Source organism: Stenotrophomonas sp. A3_2 (genome assembly GCF_036624925.1).
Taxonomy (GTDB): domain Bacteria; phylum Pseudomonadota; class Gammaproteobacteria; order Xanthomonadales; family Xanthomonadaceae; genus Stenotrophomonas; species Stenotrophomonas hibiscicola.
Genome location: NZ_JAZKVY010000356.1, coordinates 1 through 21,408 on the forward strand (window position 1 = coordinate 1; position 21,408 = coordinate 21,408).

The 21,408-nt window shown below is 66.9% G+C and carries 17 protein-coding genes and 1 pseudogene; 16 read left to right on the top strand and 2 right to left on the bottom strand.

Annotated features, from left to right (window positions below; all coding sequences use genetic code 11):
- Window positions 1-241: 241 nt before the first annotated feature.
- From R5H29_RS18810 to R5H29_RS18820, 3 genes are all read left to right on the top strand, one after another.
- Window positions 242-2,170 (top strand): M1 family metallopeptidase, encoded by a 1,929-nt coding sequence (locus tag R5H29_RS18810; protein WP_049450433.1) that lies wholly within the window; start codon window positions 242-244, stop codon window positions 2,168-2,170.
- A 127-nt stretch (window positions 2,171-2,297) separates the two neighbouring features.
- Window positions 2,298-3,029 carry a hypothetical protein gene (locus R5H29_RS18815; RefSeq protein WP_329846483.1) on the top strand — a complete coding sequence of 244 codons (732 nt, stop codon included), beginning with the start codon at window positions 2,298-2,300 and terminating at the stop codon, window positions 3,027-3,029.
- A complete protein-coding gene (locus tag R5H29_RS18820) occupies window positions 3,029-3,649 on the top strand; it encodes an HAD family hydrolase (protein ID WP_134730128.1) in 621 nt (206 codons plus the stop codon). Before R5H29_RS18815 ends, R5H29_RS18820 begins: the two co-directional genes overlap by 1 nt.
- A gap of 220 nt (window positions 3,650-3,869) precedes the next feature.
- On the opposite strand, the gene R5H29_RS18825 is transcribed toward R5H29_RS18820, so the two are convergent.
- A complete protein-coding gene (locus R5H29_RS18825) occupies window positions 3,870-4,808 on the bottom strand; it encodes a carbohydrate kinase family protein (RefSeq protein ID WP_019660686.1) in 939 nt (312 codons plus the stop codon).
- A gap of 283 nt (window positions 4,809-5,091) precedes the next feature.
- Between R5H29_RS18825 and R5H29_RS18830 the strand changes: the two genes are divergently transcribed.
- From R5H29_RS18830 to R5H29_RS18875, 11 genes and pseudogenes are all read left to right on the top strand, one after another.
- Window positions 5,092-6,138, top strand: a complete 1,047-nt coding sequence (locus R5H29_RS18830; protein WP_005419402.1) for a rod shape-determining protein — start codon at window positions 5,092-5,094, stop codon at window positions 6,136-6,138.
- 121 nt (window positions 6,139-6,259) lie between these two features.
- Window positions 6,260-7,273, top strand: a complete 1,014-nt coding sequence (gene mreC / locus R5H29_RS18835) for a rod shape-determining protein MreC (protein ID WP_312542127.1) — start codon at window positions 6,260-6,262, stop codon at window positions 7,271-7,273.
- The gene (gene mreD, locus R5H29_RS18840) at window positions 7,270-7,755 is read left to right on the top strand and encodes a rod shape-determining protein MreD (RefSeq protein ID WP_019660684.1); all 486 of its coding nucleotides are present in this window, start codon (window positions 7,270-7,272) and stop codon (window positions 7,753-7,755) included. The genes mreC and mreD overlap by 4 nt, the downstream gene beginning before the upstream one ends.
- A 3-nt stretch (window positions 7,756-7,758) precedes the next feature.
- Window positions 7,759-9,831 (top strand): penicillin-binding protein 2, encoded by a 2,073-nt coding sequence (mrdA, locus tag R5H29_RS18845; RefSeq protein ID WP_155030138.1) that lies wholly within the window; start codon window positions 7,759-7,761, stop codon window positions 9,829-9,831.
- On the top strand, window positions 9,828-10,940 hold the full coding sequence (gene rodA / locus R5H29_RS18850; RefSeq protein WP_332329608.1) for a rod shape-determining protein RodA: 1,113 nt from the start codon (window positions 9,828-9,830) through the stop codon (window positions 10,938-10,940). The genes mrdA and rodA (R5H29_RS18850) overlap by 4 nt, the downstream gene beginning before the upstream one ends.
- A gap of 148 nt (window positions 10,941-11,088) precedes the next feature.
- Entirely contained in the window at window positions 11,089-12,183 is a 1,095-nt protein-coding gene (rodA, locus tag R5H29_RS18855) for a rod shape-determining protein RodA (RefSeq protein WP_332329609.1), read from the top strand.
- 986 nt (window positions 12,184-13,169) lie between these two features.
- On the top strand, window positions 13,170-14,315 hold the full coding sequence (gene mltB / locus R5H29_RS18860) for a lytic murein transglycosylase B (RefSeq protein ID WP_332329610.1): 1,146 nt from the start codon (window positions 13,170-13,172) through the stop codon (window positions 14,313-14,315).
- On the top strand, window positions 14,312-15,583 hold the full coding sequence (locus R5H29_RS18865) for a septal ring lytic transglycosylase RlpA family protein (RefSeq protein ID WP_019660679.1): 1,272 nt from the start codon (window positions 14,312-14,314) through the stop codon (window positions 15,581-15,583). Before mltB ends, R5H29_RS18865 begins: the two co-directional genes overlap by 4 nt.
- A 100-nt stretch (window positions 15,584-15,683) precedes the next feature.
- Complete coding sequence (locus R5H29_RS18870) at window positions 15,684-16,901, top strand: D-alanyl-D-alanine carboxypeptidase family protein (RefSeq protein WP_134729964.1); 1,218 nt, start codon at window positions 15,684-15,686, stop codon at window positions 16,899-16,901.
- Window positions 16,902-17,193: 292 nt separating this feature from the next.
- Window positions 17,194-17,484 (top strand): annotated as a pseudogene (locus tag R5H29_RS22995) (hypothetical protein); the annotation flags it as partial.
- Between the two features lie 36 nt (window positions 17,485-17,520).
- Window positions 17,521-19,032 (top strand): YadA-like family protein, encoded by a 1,512-nt coding sequence (locus R5H29_RS18875; RefSeq protein ID WP_332329611.1) that lies wholly within the window; start codon window positions 17,521-17,523, stop codon window positions 19,030-19,032.
- Window positions 19,033-19,080: 48 nt separating this feature from the next.
- On the opposite strand, the gene R5H29_RS18880 is transcribed toward R5H29_RS18875, so the two are convergent.
- Entirely contained in the window at window positions 19,081-20,154 is a 1,074-nt protein-coding gene (locus tag R5H29_RS18880; protein ID WP_332329612.1) for a lipid A deacylase LpxR family protein, read from the bottom strand.
- 263 nt (window positions 20,155-20,417) lie between these two features.
- On the opposite strand from R5H29_RS18880, the gene R5H29_RS18885 reads away from it, so the two are divergent.
- Window positions 20,418-20,696 carry a YbeD family protein gene (locus tag R5H29_RS18885; protein ID WP_005411067.1) on the top strand — a complete coding sequence of 93 codons (279 nt, stop codon included), beginning with the start codon at window positions 20,418-20,420 and terminating at the stop codon, window positions 20,694-20,696.
- Window positions 20,684-21,394, top strand: coding sequence for a lipoyl(octanoyl) transferase LipB (gene lipB / locus R5H29_RS18890; protein ID WP_019660675.1), 711 nt, complete (start codon window positions 20,684-20,686; stop codon window positions 21,392-21,394). Before R5H29_RS18885 ends, lipB begins: the two co-directional genes overlap by 13 nt.
- The last annotated feature ends 14 nt before the right edge of the window (window positions 21,395-21,408 follow it).

Below are 21,408 nucleotides of genomic sequence, written 5' to 3' on the forward strand. Positions count from 1 at the left end.
AATCGGGACCGTTACGGGGATCAAACCCCAATGGTAACTCCCTCCGGCCGCGCAGGCGTTGCGCGGTGCGGGGTAATGGCGGCCCACAGCACCGGTAGTGGGGGGGGGGGGGGGGGGGGGGGGCCCCGCCCCCCCCCCGCCACTACCGGTGCTGTGGGCCGCCATTACCCCGCACCGCGCAACGCCTGCGCGGCCGGAGGGAGTTACCATTGGGGTTTGATCCCCGTAACGGTCCCGATTCATGCGTAATCCGCTGATGCTCCTTCCGCTGGCCGTGGCCCTGGCCGCCGGCTGCTCCCAGGAGGCGGCCGCGCCCGCCGCCGCCCCGACTGCCGCAAAGGCCCCTGCCGCCCCCGTGAACGCCGAGAACCGCAGCCACGACGAAAGCTCGTACGCCGAGCCGGACAAGGTCGTCATCAAGGACATCGCGCTGGATCTGAAGCTGGACTTCGACCAGAAGCAGATCGGCGGCACCGCCACCTACACCCTGGAATGGAAGCAGAAGGACGCCAGGCAGCTGGTGCTCGACACCCGCGAGCTGACCGTGTCCAAGGTCGAGGCCGTCGCCGCCGATGGCGCGCGCAGCCCGCTGAAGTTCGAGCTGGCCGCCGCTGACAAGGTGTTCGGCAGCAAGCTGACCATCGAGGCCCCGGAACAGCCGGCCAAGGTGGAAGTGAGCTACCACACCGCACCGACCGCCTCGGGCCTGCAGTGGCTGGCGCCGTCGATGACCGAGGGCAAGAAGCTGCCCTTCATGTTCAGCCAGTCGCAGGCCATCCACGCCCGTTCGTGGGTGCCGCTGCAGGACACCCCGAGCGTGCGTTTCACCTACAGCGCGCACGTGGTCTCGCGCCCGGACGTGATGGTGCTGATGAGCGCCGACAACGATCCGAAGGCCGCGCGTGACGGTGACTACACCTTCAAGATGCCGCAGCCGATTCCGTCCTACCTGCTGGCCATCGCTGCCGGCGACCTGGTGTTCGAGCCGATCTCCGGCCGCTCCGGCGTCTGGGCCGAGCCGACCATGGTCAACAAGGCCGCCAAGGAATTCGAGGACACCGAGAAGATGATCGGTGCCGCCGAGAAGCTGTACGGCGAATACCGCTGGGGCCGCTACGACATGCTGGTGCTGCCGCCGTCGTTCCCGTTCGGCGGCATGGAGAACCCGCGCCTGACCTTCGCCACCCCGACCGTGATCGTCGGCGACAAGTCGCTGGTCTCGCTGGTCGCCCATGAACTGGCGCACAGCTGGTCGGGCAACCTGGTGACCAACGCCAGCTGGAAGGACATCTGGCTCAATGAAGGCTTCACTACCTACGTCCAGGGCCGCATCACCGAAGCCCTGTACGGCAAGGAGATGGCCGAGATGGAGAAGCAGATCGACCAGACCGACCTGCTGGCCGAAGTGAAGGACATGAGCCCGGCCGACCAGGCGCTGGCGCTGCCGCCGCTGAACGAGCGCGACCCCGACGAAGCGCTCAGCCAGGTCGCCTACGTCAAGGGTGCATGGTTCCTGGAGTTCCTGGAGCAGCGCTTCGGCCGCGAGACCTTCGATCCGTTCCTGCGCGGCTGGTTCGATGACCATGCTTTCCAGAGCGCGAACACCGACCAGTTCGTCGACTACATGAAGAAGAACCTGCTGCCGAAGAATCCGTCGGCAGTGACCGAGGCCGAACTGAAGGCATGGCTGGACGAGCCGGGTATCCCGGCGTTCGCGGCCAAGGCGCAGTCGCGCAACTTCAGCAGCGTCGATACCGCACGCATCGCCTTTGCCAGCGCCGGCACCGTGCCCAGCAGCCAGGTCATCGCCGACTGGAGCACCCAGGAATGGGTGCGCTTCATCGACGGCCTGGGCGCGACCCAGCCGCTGGACAAGCTGGCCACGCTGGACAAGGCCTTCCACTTCACCGGCACCCCGAATGGCGAAATCGCCATGCGCTGGTACCCGCTGGCGATCCGCAGCGGCTACGAGCAGGCCAATGAAGGCGCGGCGGCATTCATCGAGCGCGTCGGCCGTCGCAAGCTGATCCTGCCGATCTACGCCGAACTGGTGAAGACCCCGAAGGGGCTGGAGCTGGCCAAGCAGGCCTTCGAAAAGGCCAAGCCGGGCTACCACCCGATCACCACCGCCTCGGTCCAGGACATGCTGGCCAAGGCTGAAGCCAAGTAAGCGGTAGTGCCGGCCGCTGGCCGGCAACCGGTCACTGCTTCACCACCAACGGCGGGGAAACCCGCCGTTGGTGTATCCGCTTTTCGCTGCCGATAGAATCGGGATGCACTCGCAAAGGACCTCCGCCATGAAACGACTGATCCTGCTCACCGCCTGCACCTTGGCCCTGGCCGCCTGCAGCAACCCCGAGGAAGAGCGCAAGGCGCAGGAAGCCGCCGCGGCCGCCGTGCAGGCGCAGAAGGAGGCCAAGGCCGAAGACGTGGCCAAGCAGTACGACATGGCCGTGGCCGCGCAGGACTGGGAACGCGCACGCCTGCATGGTGCCTCGCTGCTGGACCAGTACAAGGACACCGCTGCCGCCGACCGCATCGCCGCAGGCTTCGACGAGGTCAAGGCCAAGGGCGATGCCGCGCGCGACCTGCGCCGCATGCAGGCGCTATGGCAGTACAACCAGATTCCGGTGGGCAACAAGGGCAACCAGGTTTCGGCGCAGATCTACAGCAAGGAACGGGTGGACGTGGATGGCAGCGGCGCCAAGCCGGTGCAGCTGGTGTTCCGCGATCATCCGGAGTGGAAGCGGCATGCGTATCTGGTGCTGCAGGCCGGCGATTTCCGTTGCCCGCAGTGCACGGTGAAAGTGACCGTGGACGACGGCAAGCCGGTGTCGATGGCCGCGTGGCGCCCGAAGACCGATGAAGCCATCGCCCTGTTCATCACCGATCAGAAGGCGCTGTGGAAGCTGGCGCGCAAGGGCAAATCGATCAGCATCGAGTTCCCGGTCAAGGCCGGTGGCACCCGCACTGCTGTGTTCGAAACCGGTGGCGTCGACGCCAGCCGCATGCCGCAGTGGTGGCAGTGATCGTTGCGGCGGGCAGCGCCGTGCACGCGTTGTCCGCGATCCGGCACTGGGTGTTCGACATGGATGGCACGCTGACCGTCGCCGTGCATGATTTCGCCGCGATCCGCCGCGCGCTGGAGATCGCGGCCGAGGAAGACATCCTTGACCATATTGCGGCCTTGCCGGACGCACCGGCGCAGGCCAAGCGCGCGTGGCTGCTGGATCATGAGCGCGCGCTGGCCGAGGACGCACTGCCGGCACCGGGTGCGCTGAAGCTGCTGCGCGCGTTGTCGGCGGCAGGCTGCCGGCTCGGCATCCTGACCCGCAATGATCATGCGCTGGCGAAGCTGACCTTGGACGCGATCGGGGTCGGGGCGTTGTTCGACGATGCCGACATCATCGGCCGCGATGAAGCGGTGCCCAAACCCTCACCGGATGGCCTGCAGCAGCATCTGCGGCGTTGGGGGATCGGGGCTGCGGAGGCAGTGATGGTCGGTGACCACGCCTACGACCTGGAGTGCGGCCGTGCCGCAGGCACGCACACCGTGCTGGTCAATCTGCCGGAAAATCCGTGGCCGGGCCGTGCCGACTGGCATTTCGCCGATTGCCGCGCCTTGTTGGCTGCCTGGCAGGGCGCCTGATGATGTAGAGCCGAGCCCACGCTCGGCTGCTCTCCGGTCAGATCGCGCTGGCGCGCGCAAGCCGAGCATGGCTCGGCTCTACAGGAATCAAACAGTGTGTCGACCAAGGTCGACACCTACCAACAGCATTCCCAGCAGCGCATCGGGTGGAAAGCCCCCGTGTTGTTCAAGGGGGCGCGCCGAAGGCGCGGGGATAAGGTGGAATGCGCGAGCAATTTGGTTACGCGCTAAGCGCGTAGCCAAATTGCTGCTTGAACTGCTCGTTGAACTCATCGAAAGTGAAGCGCTGGTTCTGCGTGCCCGGGTGTTCGACCTTCAGCGCGCCCATCAGGTTGCCCATGCGGCCGATGGTCAGCCAGTCGTAGCCCTTCTGGATGCCGTAGATCAGGCCGGCGCGGAAGGCGTCGCCACAGCCGGTCGGGTCGACCACGCGGCGCTCGTGCGCCGGCGGGATGTCGTAGCTCTTTTCCGGGGTGTGGATGACCGCACCCTTCGGGCCACGGGTGGTGATGTAGGCCTTGACCCGGCTGACGATCTCCTTTTCGTCCCAGCCGGTGCGCTCCTGCAGCAGGTTCGACTCGTAGTCGTTGACCACCACGTAGTCGGCCTGATCGATGAACGCGCGCAGCTCCGGGCCGTTGAACAGCGGCATGGCCTGGCCCGGGTCGAAGATGAACGGGATGCCGTCCTCGTGGAATTCCTGCGCGTTCTGGATCATGCCTTCGCGGCCGTCCGGGCCGACCAGGCCCAGGGTCACGCCCGGCACGCCACGCACGTGGTTCTCGTAGGAACGCATCATCGCGCCCGGGTGGAAGGCGGTGATCTGGTTGTTGTCGTGATCGGTGGTGATGAACGCCTGCGGGGTGAACAGCTCATCGATCACGCGCACGCGCGACAGGTCGATGCCCAGGCCTTCGAAGTACTCGCGGTACGGGCCGAAGTCCGATCCCACCGTGCCCATCGGGATCGGCTGGCCACCCAGCAGGTGCAGGTTGTAGGCGATGTTGCCGGCGCAGCCGCCGAACTCGCGGCGCATGCGTGGGACCAGGAACGACACGTTCAGGATGTGCACCTTGTCCGGCAGGATGTGATTCTTGAACTGGTCCGGGAACACCATGATGGTGTCGAAGGCAAGAGAACCACAGATCAGAGCGGACATCGATGTAAGCCTATGCGGTGAATTTTGGGGTGGGCCGGCCCGGTTCAGCGGGCAAGCAAACGGCGCCCTTGGGCGCCCGACGGCGCAAAGGTTACCCGCTGGTGCCGCTCAGGGCCAGAACCGGGTGAGACCTGATCAGGCCGAAAGCCTGTGAAGACGCGGGTTCAGCTAGTTTTTTCCTTGCTCGGCGGCAGGCGGGTTGCTAGGCTTGTCGGCCTCGATTTCTGCCCATTTTTTCGCCATCCCGCGGCGGGCACGACACCCCTCAGGACTCCTTCCTCAGATGTTCAAGAAACTCCGTGGCATGTTCTCCAACGACCTGTCCATCGACCTGGGCACGGCCAACACCCTCATCTACGTGCGCGGGCAGGGGATCGTACTGAACGAGCCATCGGTCGTGGCCGTGCGCCAGGACCGTGCCATCGGTGGCACCCGCTCGGTGGCAGCCGTGGGCGCCGAAGCCAAGCAGATGCTGGGCCGTACCCCGGGCCACATCACCACCATCCGCCCGATGAAGGACGGCGTCATCGCCGACTTCACCTACACCGAGGCGATGCTCAAGCACTTCATCAAGAAGGTGCACAAGTCGCGCGTGCTGCGCCCGAGCCCGCGCGTGCTGGTCTGCGTGCCGGCCGGTTCGACCCAGGTCGAGCGCCGCGCGATCAAGGAATCGGCCGAGGAAGCCGGTGCCCGTGACGTGTTCCTGATCGAAGAGCCGATGGCCGCCGCGATCGGCGCCGGCATGCCGGTCACCGAAGCCCGTGGCTCGATGGTCATCGACATCGGCGGCGGCACCACCGAAGTGGCGGTGATCTCGCTCAACGGCATCGTCTATTCGGCCTCGGTCCGCATCGGCGGCGACCGCTTCGACGAGTCCATCACCAACTACGTGCGCCGCAACCACGGCATGCTGATCGGTGAAGCCACCGCCGAGCGCATCAAGGTCGAGCTGGGCTGCGCCTACCCGCAGGCGGAAGTGATCGAGATGGAAATCTCCGGCCGCAACCTCGCCGAGGGCGTGCCGAAGATGATCAAGATCAGCTCCAACGAGGTGCTCGAGGCCCTGCACGAACCGCTGTCGGGCATCGTCAGCGCGGTGAAGCTGGCGCTGGAGCAGACCCCGCCGGAACTGTGCGCCGACGTCGCCGAGCGCGGCATCGTGCTGACCGGTGGCGGCGCCCTGCTGCGCGACCTGGACCGCCTGATCTCCGAGGAAACCGGCCTGCACGTGCAGGTGGCCGACGATCCGCTGACCTGCGTGGCCCGCGGCGGCGGTCGTGCGCTGGAGCTGGTGGACATGCACGGCAACGAGTTCTTTGCGCCGGAATAAGCCGTCCCGGCCGTTCCTGCCCGCCGCGCCCTTCCGGGGTGCGGCCCGCCGTGATGGCGGGCCGGCACCGGCGGGGCGCCCGCGTGTTTCCCTTCCGCCTTCTGCCAGTTGAATCGTTGCCGTGCCGCCCTACGCCGGTCCTCCCGTCGCCTCCCGATCCGGTGATGCCGCCAGCCCCCTGCGGTTGCTGGCCTATCTCGCGTTGGCCATCACGCTGATCGTGCTCGATGACCAGGCCGGCTGGCTGGCGCGCCTGCGCGAGCAGGCCAACAGCCTGGTGCAGCCGGTCTGGGCACTGGCCGGCCTGCCCGGCAAGCTCGGCAACCAGGTCAAGGATTCTGCCGCCAGCCACAGCCAGCTGGTCGCCGAGAACCGCGAACTGCGCAACCAGCTGCTGCTGGCCAACGCGCGCCTGACCCGCCTGCAGACCGCCGCACTGGACAATGCCCAGCTGCGCGAACTGCTGAACGTGGCCGAGCGCAGTGGCCTGGACGTGCAGCTGGCGCCGATCCTGGACATCGACCTGGACCCGGTCAAACAGCGCCTGGTACTCGATGCCGGCAGCCGCGAGGGCGTGCATGTCGGCCAGGCGGTGATCGACGCCGGCGGCCTGATGGGCCAGGTGATCAGCGTCACCGGCGGCACCTCTACCGTGCTGTTGCTGACCGACCCTGACCATGCCGTGCCGGTCACCGTGGCCCGCAACGGCGTTCGCCTGATCGTCTATGGCCGCGGCGACACGCTGGAACTGCGCGATATTCCGCTCAGCGCCGGGGTGGAAGTGGGCGATGAGATCGTCACCTCCGGTCTTGGCGGTCGTTTCCCGGCCGGCTTCCCGGTCGGCACCATCACCGGCCTGCGACCGGACGACACCCATGCGTTCCTGGTCGGCGAACTGAAGCCGGCGGCGCAGCTCGACCGCGGCCGCGACGTGCTGCTGCTGCGCCCGGGCGCGGCGATCCGCATTCCGCCGGAGCTGCGCCTGCAGCTGGAAGAAACCGCCCCGGGTGGCCCGGCCACCGGCGCCACCGTGCCCGTGGGAACCGCGCCAGCGGCAACGACGCCAGCTCCGGTCAGCGCCCCGGTAGTGCCGGCCGCTGGCCGGCAACCGACCACGCCGGAGGCGCAGCGATGAGCCGCCTGCGCGACAAGCCATGGGTGCTGCCGGCCAGCCTGGTGGTGGCGCTGCTGCTGGGCCTGCTGCCGTTGCCGGCGCTGCTGCAGCCGCTGCGCCCGTACTGGCTGGCGCTGGTGCTGGCGTACTGGGTCATCGAAGCGCCCGAGCGCGTCGGCCTGGGCATCGCCTTCGCCAGCGGCGTCATCGCCGACCTGCTGTACGGCGGTGTCCTCGGCGAGCAGGCACTGCGGCTGGTGATGCTGGCTTTCATCCTGCAGCGCTTCCGCGCGCGCATCCGCTTCTTCCCGATGTCGCAGCAGATGCTGGCCATCGGCGGCCTGCTGTTCAACGACCGCATCGTCAGCGCACTGGTGCACATCCTGGTGGGCGAACCGACCCTGCCGTGGTCGTACTGGTGGGCCCCGCTGCTGGGCATGGGCCTGTGGCCGCTGGTGTTCGTGCTGCTGGACGCGGTGCGCTTCGGCAAGCGCGGGCGCTGAGCCATGATTCCGCGCCGCCAGGTCAAGAATCCACACGCCGAAGCCGAGCAGTTCCGCCGTCGCGCGGCGCTCGGTTTCCTGGGCGTGCTGGTCTGCCTGCTGGGGCTGGGCGGCTGGTACTTCAAGCTGCAGGTGCTGGACCACGACGTCTATGCCACGCGCTCGGAAGCCAACCGCATCAAGCCGCGGCCGGTGGTGCCCGGGCGCGGCATGATCTACGACCGCAATGGCCGCCTGCTGGCCGAGAACGTGCCGGCGTTCCGCCTGGACGTGACCCCGGACAAGGTCAAGGACATGGACGCCACCCTGGAAGGGCTGGCGAAGATCATCAACATCAGCCCGGAAGAGCTGGAAGCGTTCAACAAGTCGCGCAAGGCGCGCCGCAAGTTCCTGCCGGTCACGCTGAAGCTGCGCATGAGCGACGAGGAGATGGCGCGCTTTGCCGTCGACCGCTGGCGTTTCCCGGGGGTCGAGCTGGAACCCTACCTGACCCGGCGCTACCCGTATGGCGATCTGTTCGCGCACATCATCGGCTACGTCGGTCGCGTCGATGACAAGGATCTGGAAATCCTCGGCGAAGGTAATGCCGCGCTGACCCACATCGGCAAATCCGGCCTGGAGCGCTATTACGAGCAGCAGCTGCGTGGCCGGGTCGGCTATGAACAGGTCGAGACCAACGTGCAGGGCCGCGCGATCCGCACCATCGGCCGGGTGGCCGCGCAGTCCGGTGCGGACCTGCGGCTGTCGATCGACGCCGACCTGCAGCGCGCGATGGTGGCTGCCTTCGGCGACCAGGAAGGCTCGGCGGTGGCGATGGACCCGCGTACCGGCGAAGTGCTGGCGATGGTCAGCCTGCCGTCCTACGACCCCAACCTGTTCGTCAACGGCATTTCCCATGCCGACTTCAAGGCATTGAACGAAAACCCGTCGCGGCCGCAGTTCAACCGCCTGGTGCTCGGTGGCGTCGCCCCCGGTTCCACGCTGAAACCCCTGATCGGCCTGGCCGGCCTGGATTCGGGCGTGCGCCGCCCGGAAGACAAGGTGCTGTCCACCGGCATGTTCTACCTGCCCGGCACTTCACGTGGCTGGGGTGATGCGCATCGCGGCGGCCACGGCTGGACCGACCTGCGCAAGTCGATCGCCGAATCGGTCAATACCTATTACTACAAGCTGGCGCTGGACCTGGGCATCGAGCGCTTCGACCATTACATGGAGTACTACGGCTTCGGCCAGCCGACCGGCATCGACCTCACCGGCGAAATCGGCGGCATCCTGCCGTCGCCGGCCTACAAGCGGAAGACCCGCAAGGAAGCCTGGTTCCCGGGCGACACGGTCAACATCAGCATCGGCCAGGGCGACTGGAAGGTCACCCCGCTGCAGCTGGCGCGCGGCGTCAGCGCGCTGGCCGACGGCCAGCTGCGCACCCCGCACCTGGTGATCCAGCAGCGCGAAGGATTCGACAGCGACTGGACGGCAATGCCGGCCGGCGAAAGCAAGCCGATCAGCCCCAACCCCAACAACGTGCAGGCCGTGCGCGAGGGCATGATGGCGACCATGCGGCCCGGCGGCAGCGGCTGGCGCGTGGCGGTGGGTGCGCCGTACGTGATGGCCGGCAAGACCGGTACCGCACAGGTCATCAGCCGCAAGGGCACTGCTGCAGTGAACCCGAAGAGCCTGCCGATGCACCTGCGCCACCGCGCGCTGTTCGTTGGCTTCGCGCCGGTCGAAAACCCGGTGATCGCGATTGCGGTGGCGGTGGAAGGCGGTGGCTACGGTGGTTCAGCCGCGGCGCCGATCGCCCGCAAGGTGTTCGATGCCTACCTGCTGGGCAAGATGCCCGAAGGCATGCAGCCGCTGGACAGCGAGCGCGGCACCACTGCCATCGGCGCCACCGCGTTCGACAACGAAGACGCGAGCGCGCGCCAGGCCGGCGACCTTGCCGCTGCACAGGTGGGAGAACATCCGGTGCTGATCGGCGTGCCTGCACCGGCGCCTGCACCCGCGCCGCAGCCGGATGCGCAGGCCGCCGCGTTGCCGGCCACGCCACGGCCGACCCCTGCGGAGCCCGCACGATGAGAGTGTTCCTGCGTTGGGCCGGCGACATGCTGCGCCGCTTCTTCAGTACGCTGGACTGGGTGCTGTGCCTGGCCCTCGGCGCGCTGATGGTGATCGGCCTGGCGACCCTGAAGAGTGCCGGAGGCGACAGCCTGGTGATGGCCCAGGGCGCGCGCTTCGCGGTGGGCATGGCGGCGCTGTGGGGCATCTCGCGCGTGCCTATCCTGCGCATCCGCTCGGCCACGCCGATGATCTATGCAATCTCGATGATTCCGTTGCTGGCGGTGTTCGTGCTCGGCACCGGCAAGTATGGCCGGCAGTGGCTGGACCTGAAGTTCTTCTACCTGCAGCCGGCCGAGCTGCTGAAGGTGAGCCTGCCGATGATGGTGGCCTGGTACCTGCACAGGATGCCGCTGCCACCGCGCTTCAATACCGTGCTCGTGGCCTTGGTCATCATCGGCGTACCGACCGGCCTGGTGATGCTGCAGCCGGACTTCGGCACCGGTGTGCTGATCGCCGCCAGTGGCGTGTTCGTGCTGCTGCTGGCAGGCCTGCCGTGGTGGTGGGTCGGGCTGGGCGTAGGCGGCGTGGCCGCGGTCGCGCCGGTGGCCTGGTTCTGGCTGCTGCGGCCGTACCAGAAGGACCGAATCATGATGTTCCTGGACCCGGAAATGGACGCGCTTGGCGCCGGCTGGAACATCATCCAGTCGAAGATCGCGATCGGTTCCGGGGGCTTCGATGGCAAGGGCTGGGGCGAGGGCTCGCAGTCGCACCTGAACTTCATTCCCGAGCAGACCACCGACTTCGCGTTCTCGGTGCTGAGCGAGGAATTCGGCTGGATCGGCGTGGCCACCGTGCTGGCGCTGTACCTGCTGGTGATCGGGCGTTGCCTGTGGGTTGCCAGCCAATCGCGCGATTCCTATTCGCGCCTGCTTGCCGGGGCCACCGGACTGGCATTCTTCGTCTACGTACTGGTCAACGGCGGGATGATTTCCGGCCTGCTGCCGGTGGTGGGCGTGCCGATGCCGCTGATCAGTTACGGCGGTACCTCGGCGGTGTCACTGCTGGCCGGCTTCGGCCTGGTGATGGCGGTGCGCAGCCACAACCCGGTGCACGGCGGCTACGGCTAGCCGCCGCGCTTCCTGCTCCTGATTCTTGTAGAGCCGAGCCATGCTCGGCTGCTTCTGCTGTATGAAAGGCAGTCGGGCATGGCTCGACTCTACAAATGCGGCACCGCGCTGACAGCTTCACGCAAGCACGCATTGCTACCGTGGCCGTGTGGAATGGAAACGACTGCTTGGCGGCTGCCGTGAGGCGGTGCGCACGATCGATCTGCCGTTGCTGGTTGCGTTGTTGATCCTGATGGGCGTCGGCCTGGCGGTGCTGCACAGCGTGTCCGGCCCCGTGGCCGGGCAGGCGGCGCGCTTTGCCGGTGGCCTGGTGGCGATGTGGCTGCTGTCGCGTGTTTCGCTGCTGCGCCTGCGGGCGTGGACACCAGCGTTGTATGCGTTGTCGATGCTGCCGCTGATGGCGGTCTACGTGGTCGGCACCGGCAAATACGGGCAGCGCTGGCTCAACCTCGGCGTGTTCTACCTGCAACCGTCCGAACTGCTCAAGCTCAGCCTGCCGCTGATGATGGCCTGGTACCTGCATCGCCAACCGCTGCCGCCGTCGCCACGCACGGTACTGACGGCTGCGGTGCTGATCGGCATGCCTGCAGTACTGATCCTGATGCAGCCCAACCTCGGTACCGCAACGCTGGTCACCGCCAGCGGCGTGTTCGCCTTGTTGCTGGCGGGCCTGCACTGGGGATGGGTGGCGACCGGGGCAACAGGGCTTGCGGTGGCCGCACCCCTGGCATGGTTCGGTCTGTTGCGTCAGTACCAGAAGGATCGCGTGCTGACCTTCCTCGATCCGGCGGCAGACCCGCTCGGCACCGGCTGGAACATCCTGCAGTCACGCATCGCGATCGGTTCCGGTGGCTGGCAGGGTCGTGGCTGGGGGCAGGGCACCCAGGCCACGCTGGACTTCCTGCCTGAGTACACCACGGACTTCGCGTTCTCGGTGCTGGCCGAAGAGTTCGGCTGGATCGGCGTGGCCACCGTGTTTGCGCTGTACCTGTTCGTGGTCGGCCGCTGCCTGTGGATCGCGGTGCACGCCCGCGACACGCACGCAGGGTTGCTGGCCGGCAGCCTGGGGTTGGCGTTCTTCGTGTACGTACTGGTGAACGGCGGGATGATTTCCGGCCTGCTGCCGGTGGTGGGCATTCCGATGCCGTTGATCAGTTATGGCGGTACCTCGGCGGTGTCGCTGCTGGCGGGTATCGGGCTGGTGATGGCGGTGCGCGGGCACCGACCCGTGCACGGGGGATAGGGTTTCCAGCCAACGGCGCAGCCCCTCGTGGATGACCGCGCAAAGCAGTTCATGGGTGGGGCCGGGTAGATGGGCCGCGCAGGGGACGCTGCAAGTACATCCATGTAAGCTCGGTCGCCGCATCCATGCGGCTCACGCCCCTGCGCAGCCCATCTACCCGGCCACGGACAGGTTCCGTGCGCGTCTCCCCCGGAGAAGAAAAAGAAGATCAAAAGCAAAGGCGGCCTGGCGGGTCGCTTCATTGCCTTGTGTAGAGCCGATCCATGCTCGGGTCACGAGCAAGCGCAGCGTCGCGATCTTTTGATCTTCTTTTTCTTCTCCGTGGGTGGCAGACCTCCGAAATCTGTCAGAGGCCGGTCGGGTTGGGTACGCGGGGGTGTCAGCCGCATGGATGCGGCTGCCAAGCCTCCAGGGACGGATTCACGGCGTCCCCCGCGCACCCAACCCGACCGGCCCACCCGCGGCTTCTCCTTTCCGCGACCACCCAGACACCACCCACCAGGGGCAGCGCCGTTGGCTGGAAACTTCCTGACTCTGCGCAACGCCCGTTGTGGAATCGTTCTCACAACGATGCACGGCAGCACACCCGCTGACCAAAGTCCGCAAAAAACGTTAGCTGGTTCACACTTTTACGCCGCGTTGATCTTGATCAATGGACTTGTCGTAATCGGCCTGCACAATGGCGGCCCGTTCGGCACGGCGCGCCGTCAATCGATGCAGCGCGAGGGGGCGTCGGGCGGGAGCAGTACTGATCCAACGGATACAGGGAGCGCGGGGCACTGCCACTGGGGAGCGGCAGCCGCGCAGGTATCGACCGGATCCGGTCGCCGGTTGCGTCTGCGGGGATGGGGACGCAACCGGCCACCTCTATCTGAATGGGGAAGCCCGATCACGACGTCTTCACATTTCCCGCTGAACGGGCGCAAATCGTTGTGATTCATGGTGTTAGGGGTTTTAATTCATCCATGACCTGCTAACCTGCGACGATGATTCGACGCACTCTGGCCTGCATGCTCACCCTCGGCCTGGTCGCCTGCGCGACCCAGCCGAAGTCCCCACCGTCTTCGCCGCAGGCCAGCAGCACGCCGCGCCAGCCGTCCGCCAAGGCCCATGGTCCGGCCGAGGCCGCGCCTGAAGCCGCTGCCGCCACCGCACCGCCGGTCGATCTCACCCCGGTGCCGTTCGAGGTTGCACGGGCCCGCTTCATTGCCGATACCGCCAAGCGCTATGGCCTGAGGCCGGAGCAGATCAGCAGCGTGCTCGACCAGGCGCAGGTGCGCCAGCCGATCATCGCCGCCATGTCGCGTCCGGCCGAACGGGTCAAACCGTGGAACGAATACCGGCCGATGTTCATCAGCAAGGCACGCATCGATGGCGGCCGCGCGTTCTTGGCCCAGCATCGTGCCGAACTGGATCGCGTGCAGCAGCGCACCGGCGTGCCGGCCGAGGTGATCGTGGCGATCATCGGCGTGGAGACCAGTTACGGGAAAAATGCCGGCAACCACCGCGTGCTCGATGCGCTGTACACGCTGGCGTTCTACTACCCGCGCAGTGGCGACCCGGCCAAGCTGGAACGCGAAGTGCGCCGCGAGCTGTTCTTCCGCGATGAGCTGGCCAAGCTGTTCGAGCTGGGCCGTGAGGAAAAGCTGGACGTCACCACGCTCAAGGGCAGCTATGCCGGTGCGATGGGCATGGGCCAGTTCATGCCGTCCAGCTATCTCGATTACGCCGTGGACGGTAATGGCGATGGCCGTCGCGACCTGTTCACCAGCTACGACGATGTGTTCTCGTCCATCGCCAATTACTTCGTGAAGAAGGGCGGCTGGGTCCGTGGTGGCCAGGTGGCCGTACCGGCCACGCTGGCGCCGGGTCGCGAGGAGTTCAACCCGACCGAATGGATGCCGACCTGGTCGCTGGCCGACCTGGCCCAGCGCGGCTACCAGCCCAGCGCTGCGGTGCAGCCGGGCGCCACCGCAACGCCGATCACGCTTGAGGGCAGCACCGGCAAGCAGTACTGGCTGGGCTTCCAGAACTACTACGCGATCACCCGCTACAACCTCTCGAAGATGTACGCGATGGCCGTGTTCCAGTTGTCGCAGGCCATCGCCGGACAGGAGCTGCCCCCGGCATGAACATCAGATGGCTGGTCCCGAGCTTGATCGTCCTCGCGCTGGCTGCCTGCAGCAGTGCGCCGAAGAAGCCGGCCACGGCCGGCCACGGTGGCAAGCCCAGCGGCACGGTGGTGCAGGGTCGGGGCTCGCGCCCGGCGCATTGCCCGGAGGGCTCGCCCTATGCCGCGGCCAAGGAAGACCCGAACACGCGCGGCAACTACACCGCCGGGGGGCTGTACAAGCCCGGCGTGCGCGACAGCACCCCGGACTACATTCCCAACGTCGCCTGCATTCCCGAGCCGGAAGTGACCGCCGAAGAGCGTTCGGCCATCGGCAACAAGTCGCCGTACGTGGTGCTGGGCAAGTCGTACAAGGTGCTCGACGACACCCGCAACTATGTCGAGCGCGGTACCGCGTCGTACTACGGCGCCAAGTTCCACGGCCGCCTGACCTCCAACCGCGAGGTCTACGACATGTACCAGTTCACCGCCGCGCACAAGACGCTGCCGCTGCCCAGCTTCGCCCGTGTGACCAACCTGGACAACGGCGAGTCGGTGATCGTGCGCGTCAACGACCGTGGCCCGTTCCATGATGGCCGTGTGGTCGACCTCAGTTATGCCGCCGCAGTGCGGCTGGGCATCACCCAGCGCGGTACCGGCAATGTGGAGGTGCGCGCGTTGCAGCCGGGCGAGGGCAACCTGCTGGCGCAGAAGCCGTCGCGCCGCGAGCGCCGTGCCGCCGAAACGGCTGTCGCGGCGGCCAGTACGCGCCCGGTAACGGCTGCGCGTGCCACCGCCGACAGCGACATCGATCGCCTGGTCAAGCGCCTTCCGGCCGACGCCACGCCTGCGCGTGGCCAGCCGGCCACCACACAGGGCGTGGCCAGCGCGGTGCCGGACGTGGCGGTCAGCAGCCTGCCGCCGAGCGCACCGCCGGTGCGCAGCCCCACAATGGCGCCGGTTGCAGTCGCCAGCGCCGCGCCGCGCACGGTCGCGCCGGCCGCAGTGCGTACGGTGCCCGCCACCGCAGCAGCCCCAAGCCTGTCGCAGCAGGTGGTCGGCGCGGTGATGGTGCAGGTCGCCAGCTTCTCCAGCCGCGACAATGCCAACCGCGCGATGGGCCAGCTCAACGCGGCCGGCATTGTCGGCGCGACCATCAGCGACATCGCCGCCGGTGGCCGCACCCTGTTCCGGCTGCGCGTTCCCGCCAGCGACCATGCCAGTGCCGCGGAACTTGTCGGCCGCATCGCCGGTCTGGGCCTGGGTTCGCCGCAGATCGTCAAGGATTGACCCGCCTGGGCTGGTGCTGCCGGCCCAGGCTCGCCCGGCCTTACAATGGCCGCTTCGTTCCACCCTCCATTCCTGGCCGTCCCCTGGAGCCTGCTGTCCAATGAATTTCCGTTCCGCCGCCACCGCCCTGGCCGCCACCCTGGTGGTGGGCCTGGCTTCCGCCCAGACGCCGCTGCCGACCCCGGCCACGCCTGCGCCTGCCGCCGCCGCTGCCCCGGCCACCGTTGCCACCCCCCCGGCGCCGGTGCCGAGCGTATCCAAGGCCTGGGTGCTGATGGACTACGCCACCGGCCAGGTGCTGGCTGGCGAAAACATCCACGAGCAGCTGGCCCCGGCCAGCATCACCAAGGTGATGACGTCCTACGTGGTTGCCGCCGAGGTCAAGAACGGCAAGGTCCGTGCGGATGACCAGGTGATGATGAGCGAGCGCGCATGGCGCGAAGGCGGCGCCGGCACCGATGGCAGCTACAGCGGCTTCCCGGTCAATCAGACCGCACGCCTGGAAGACATGGAAAAGGGCATGGCGATCCAGTCCGGCAATGACGCCGCGATCGCCCTGGCCGAGCATGTGGCCGGCAGCGAAGAAGCCTTCGCGTCGCTGATGAACAGCTACGCCGCCAAGATCGGCATGAAGAACTCGCACTTCGTCAACGCCCACGGCCTGACCGCCGAAGGCCACCACAGCACCGCCTATGACCTGGCACTGCTGGGCCGCGCGATGGTGCGTGATTACCCGGAAACCTACGCGTACAACAAGATCAAGGAATTCCAGGTCGGCAACATCAAGCAGCCGAACCGCAACCTGCTGCTGTGGCGAGATGGCAGCGTCGACGGCATCAAGACCGGCCACACCTCCGAAGCCGGTTACTGCCTGATGAGTTCGGCGCAGCGCGGCGACCAGCGCCTGATCGCCGTGGTATTGGGTGGTGCGTCGGAAAAGCAGCGCGCTGATGACAGCCTGGCCCTGCTGAACTGGGGTTTCCGCTTCTTCGAGACCCACCGCCTGTACGAGCCGGGCAAGCCCGTGGCCGAGCACAAGGTCTGGAAGGGCACGGCCGACAAGGTGCAGCTGGGCGTGGCGCAGCCGATGCTGGTCAGCGTGCCGCGCGGCCGCTACAACGACCTGAAGCCGAGCATCGACGTGCCCAAGACCCTGGAGGCACCGTTCACTGCCGGCCAGCAGATCGGCACCGTGAAGGTCACGCTGGACGGCAAGGTCGTCGCCGAAGCGCCGCTGGTTGCCGTGGCTGCCGTCGAACAGGCCGGCTTCTTCAAGCGCCTGTGGGACAGCTTCTGGATGTGGTGGGAATCGGAATGATCCACGCCCCGGCGTGGTGAACGAAAAGGCCGGCGAATGCCGGCCTTTTTCTTTGCCTGTATCGGCGCTGTCGGGCCGGGTCCGGCGCGTGGAATTGGTACACGTCCGATGGGTTTGCCGGCGTGTCAGGTCGAGCATGTACGCAACAGGACTGCCGGGCACTGCGGCTTTCCGTCCCATTCCATAGGAGTACATGCCAATGACCATTCGCACGCTGATGTCCGTGATTTCTCCAACGACGCGTTGCACTGCGCGGCGCACCCCGCTGGCATTGGCGTTGGCAGGTGCCTTGATGCTGCCAGCAGCTCTGGCTGCAGCAGCGGACAGGGGGGACTGCGCCAATGAAGCAACCGATGCGGAGCGCGAGCGCTGCACCAGTGACCAGGGGGTGACGTGGTCGAGTGTGCTTGCCACCAAGGTTGAACTGGGCGATGACGCCGTAGCGGGGGGCGCGCGCGACATTGCCATCGGCAATTCAGCAAGGACGGACAGCTCACGTTCGCCGGGCACTGGTTCGCCGGACTACTCGATTGCGATCGGACCCGGTGCGCAGGTCGTGGGTGGAGGATCGCTGGCTATGGGCGGGGGCGCGAGCGTGCTCGGGGCCCCAACCACCAAGATGAAGGCAGTAGCCCTGGGCAATGCCAGTACTGTTTCGGCCGAAGGTGGCGTAGCGGTGGGCTACGATGCGACCGCCAGCCACAGTAACAGCGTCGCCTTGGGAGCCGGGGCGACCACCAATGCGGCCAACACGGTATCGGTGGGCAATGGCGTTGACAACCGCCGCATCACCAACATGGCTGACGGTGTGATCGCTGCAGGCAGTGCCGATGCCATCACCGGTGCGCAGCTGTTCTCGACCAATGAGCGCGTTGGACGGGGGGAGAGTGACATCGACACGATCAAGGACGATGCCTCGAAGCTGGGCGCCCAGGTGGGTTCGCTGGAGAGCGACGTTGGCGGATTGCAGACGCGCATGTCCGGCGCAGAAGGCTCGCTGAAGACGCTGAGTGATGACGTCGCGGGCCTTGCTGACGGCTCCTCCGGCATCGTCACCCATGATTCCGGTACGGGCGTGGTGAGCGTGGCTGCCGGCAAGGGCGGTACTGTGGTGGATTTCGCAGGCGGGGATGGCTACCGGCGCCTGAGCGGCGTGGCCAACGGCGTCAACGAAGATGACGTGGTGACCATCGCGCAGCTGCGGGCGGCTGGCGCGATTGATCCCGTCAGTGGCGAGACGCTGAGCGTGCTCACTTACGACGATGCAAGTCTGTCCCGGGCCTCGCTCGGCGGAACGGGTGGCACGGTGCTGGACAAGGTCGCCGCCGGCCAGATTGGCCAGTTCAGCATGGAAGCCGTCAATGGCAGCCAGCTGTGGCAGATGAATGCCAACTGGGAAGCCCAATGGCGACAGATGGACGACCGGCTGGGTTCGATCGAGCGTGGGATCGAGGATGGTTCCATTGGTGGCCCTGGGACCGGAAATCCCGGCACGGGCAATCCGGGTGTCTCCCCCGGTACCGGTGAGGGATCGGTGGCCATTGGCGAAGGGAGCGATGCTTCCGGCAAGGGCGCGATCGGCCTTGGCAATGGAAGCGCGGCGTCCGGCGTGGGCGCAGTGGCCGTGGGCGAGGGTAGTGTGGCCTCGGGTACGGGCTCGGTCGCCATGGGCGAAGGCGCCAGTGCGACGGGCAACAGTTCGGTTGCTGTCGGTGCCGGATCTACGGCTGACCGCGACAGTGAGTTCTCGGTGGGCTCCCAGGGCAATGAGCGCGTCGTCAGCAATGTCGCGGCCGGCGTACGCCCGACCGATGCGGTGAACGTGCAGCAGATGGATGATCGTTTCAAGGCCGAGCGTGAGTACACCGATGGCCGCTTCAACGCGATGGACACGCGGCTTGACCGCATGGGGGCGATCAGCGCGGCCTATGCGGGCATGGCAATCAATACCGCCGGTTTGAGCGGCGACAACCGCGTGGGTGCGGGTGTCGGTTCGCAGAACGGGCGTTCGGCGTTGGCCGTGGGTTACCAGCGGATACTGGGCGAGAAGAAGAACGTCTCGGTGTCCTTGGGTGGCGCCTTCAGTGGTAGTGACCAGAGCGTTTCTGCCGGCGCGGGTTTCAGCTGGTAGGCACGCGCGGTGTCCGCCGGGCAACACCCGGCGGAACCGAGGCTGGGCCTACAGCGCACGACTGATGGTGAAGCTGCCGAACACCGGCGATTGGCGCTGGCCGTTGAATTCGCGCGTGCTGTGGTACCGCGCGGCAGCGAACTTCCAGCGACCGTACATCACCGCCACGCCGTACCCGCCGTAGGCCACCACATGGCGCTTGTCCACGCTGTGGCTGTTGCGGAAGGTGTTGCCATCCAGCGTGATGTCGCGGATCACCCAGGCAGCGTCGGAGGTCGCGAACAGGTGCCAGGACCACCCGCTTGGGCGGCCGCCGCGGGTCGGCGCCGTGTTCTCACCTGCCGGGCGCAACGGCGTGCTGCCGAAGTCATCCGGCAGCTTCCAGCCGAAGCGCACTTCACCGCCCAAATTGGCCTTGGTTTCCAGGTTGCCGATCGACCCGCCGTAGTGGCTGATCGCGTCCCAACCCCAACCGTCGGCATTGACGCTGGCATCGCCCGGCCAGCGGCGCATGCGCTCATGGGTCAGCATGAACAGTGGTTCGTTGTGCAGCTGGTTGCCCCAACCCTTGAATTTCTCGTCGCCCAACACTTCATGCACGGCATTCTGCACCTGCTTGCCCTGCGCCCACGGGCCGACCACGCCCAGTGTCAGCTGGGTGGTCTGCAGGCGGTCGCCGCTGCGCGCATTGAAACCGAAGTTTGCGATCAGCACGCCGGCGTAAGGGCGGTCGTCCTCGATCAGGTCCCTGCGGCTGAAATCGGTTGGGGTGAAAATCCCCTGGCCGATGCTGAAGATCATGTTCTGCTGTTCGAACCTGCCCGGATGCAGCCCTTCCAGGTACCGGTTCACCCAGCGCGCCATGCGTGGCAGGCAGGGGTCGTCGGTGTAATCGACCAGATTGGGGGAGACCAGGGTCAACAGCGCACCGTTGGTATAGCCCTGATCCTGGTGGCGGCCGCCGAACAGGTCGTTGTCGACGCGGAAATTGACCTGCGGCGGATGGTCGCGCATCGCGTCCGGGCCACATTGTTCGGCCGCCTGGGCGGCAAGCGGGAGGGCAGCAGCCAGCAGGCCGTACAGGCCGAGGGCCGCAAGGCGGCGGTGGGAGGGGGGACTCATTGGGAGGGCTTTGTTCTGTCTGTCGTTGTATGCCGCGACACGGTACTCGCGGGGACGTGACGGAACGAGCGCGTTCGAATCACTTGTCTGTTCCGAAAACGACATTGTCTCGTGAGGACAATCCTGAACCCTCCTGTAGCGGGCTTCGGGGCAATGACCAATGCTGAACGTCTGTTCAGCTGCAACGCAGCGACTCACCAGTGCGCCGTTTGACGTTGATGAATACTCTTGGGTTTGTTGCCCTGCGGCCCGATAATGGCTCCATGGAAATCAAGTCCGACAACCCCGACCACGGCTTCCAGTTCCCCGGCCAGTTCGAGCTCAGCGCCATGGGCCCGGCCAACCGCGGCCTGGAACATGAGCTCCCCCGCCTGCTGCTGGCTGCCGGCATCGATGTGGTCAACGAACGCATCAGCTGGAAGCACTCCTCCAACGGCAAGTACGTCTCCGTCCGCATCGTGTTCAAGGCCGAAAGCCGCGAGCAGTACGACCTGGCGCACCAGGCGCTGCGCGACCACCCGGAAGTGAAGTGGACGCTGTAGCCGACAGCTGCCCGGCCGAAGCCGCCCCGGAACACCGCGCGCCGCGTCCGGCGGTGGTCCGTGACCTCGGCCGCCAGGCCTACGAGCCGGTATGGCGCGCCATGCAGCGCTTCACCGACCAGCGCAGCGACAACGATGCCGACGAGCTGTGGGTGGTCGAGCACGACCCGGTGTTCACCCTGGGCCAGGCCGGCAAGGACGAGCACGTGCTGGCACCGGGTGAGATCCCGGTGCTGCACGTGGACCGAGGTGGCCAGGTGACCTACCACGGTCCCGGCCAGATCGTGGTCTATCCGCTGCTGCGCCTGCCGCGGCTGGGGATCGGGGTCCGCGACTACGTGTGCCGCATCGAGCAGGCCCTCATCGATACGCTGGCCGAGTGGAACATCGGTGCCGAACGCCGCGAGGGCGCCCCGGGCGTCTACGTCGGTGGTGCCAAGATCGCTGCGCTCGGCATCCGTGTGCGGCGCGGCTGCACCTTCCATGGACTGGCCTTCAACGTGGCCATGGACCTGGAACCCTTCCACCGCATCAATCCCTGTGGCTATCAGGGGTTGCAGGTGACCTCGGTAGTAGACTTGGGCGGGCCCTCCGGCATGGAGGCCGTCAAGCCGGTACTGCTGGAGCACCTGGCCCGCCAGTTCGGCCTGCTGCTCCAGCCCACGCACGAACTGCCCGATCTTTCTGCGGCCGCCTGACCGCTCCCGGAACT

Bases quoted from the DNA above. Each gene is read 5' to 3' on its own strand.
- R5H29_RS18825 (WP_019660686.1), bottom strand. From the start codon at position 4,808: ATGTCCGCTCTGATCTGTGGTTCTCTTGCCTTCGACACCATCATGGTG.
- mreD (WP_019660684.1), top strand. From the start codon at position 7,270: ATGAGCCGCCTGCGCGACAAGCCATGGGTGCTGCCGGCCAGCCTGGTG.
- R5H29_RS18830 (WP_005419402.1), top strand. From the start codon at position 5,092: ATGTTCAAGAAACTCCGTGGCATGTTCTCCAACGACCTGTCCATCGAC.
- R5H29_RS18815 (WP_329846483.1), top strand. From the start codon at position 2,298: ATGAAACGACTGATCCTGCTCACCGCCTGCACCTTGGCCCTGGCCGCC.
- R5H29_RS18885 (WP_005411067.1), top strand. From the start codon at position 20,418: ATGGAAATCAAGTCCGACAACCCCGACCACGGCTTCCAGTTCCCCGGC.
- R5H29_RS18880 (WP_332329612.1), bottom strand. From the start codon at position 20,154: ATGAGTCCCCCCTCCCACCGCCGCCTTGCGGCCCTCGGCCTGTACGGC.
- mltB (WP_332329610.1), top strand. From the start codon at position 13,170: ATGATTCGACGCACTCTGGCCTGCATGCTCACCCTCGGCCTGGTCGCC.
- rodA (WP_332329608.1), top strand. From the start codon at position 9,828: ATGAGAGTGTTCCTGCGTTGGGCCGGCGACATGCTGCGCCGCTTCTTC.
- mrdA (WP_155030138.1), top strand. From the start codon at position 7,759: ATGATTCCGCGCCGCCAGGTCAAGAATCCACACGCCGAAGCCGAGCAG.
- R5H29_RS18865 (WP_019660679.1), top strand. From the start codon at position 14,312: ATGAACATCAGATGGCTGGTCCCGAGCTTGATCGTCCTCGCGCTGGCT.
- R5H29_RS18875 (WP_332329611.1), top strand. From the start codon at position 17,521: ATGAAGGCAGTAGCCCTGGGCAATGCCAGTACTGTTTCGGCCGAAGGT.
- R5H29_RS18870 (WP_134729964.1), top strand. From the start codon at position 15,684: ATGAATTTCCGTTCCGCCGCCACCGCCCTGGCCGCCACCCTGGTGGTG.
- R5H29_RS18810 (WP_049450433.1), top strand. From the start codon at position 242: ATGCGTAATCCGCTGATGCTCCTTCCGCTGGCCGTGGCCCTGGCCGCC.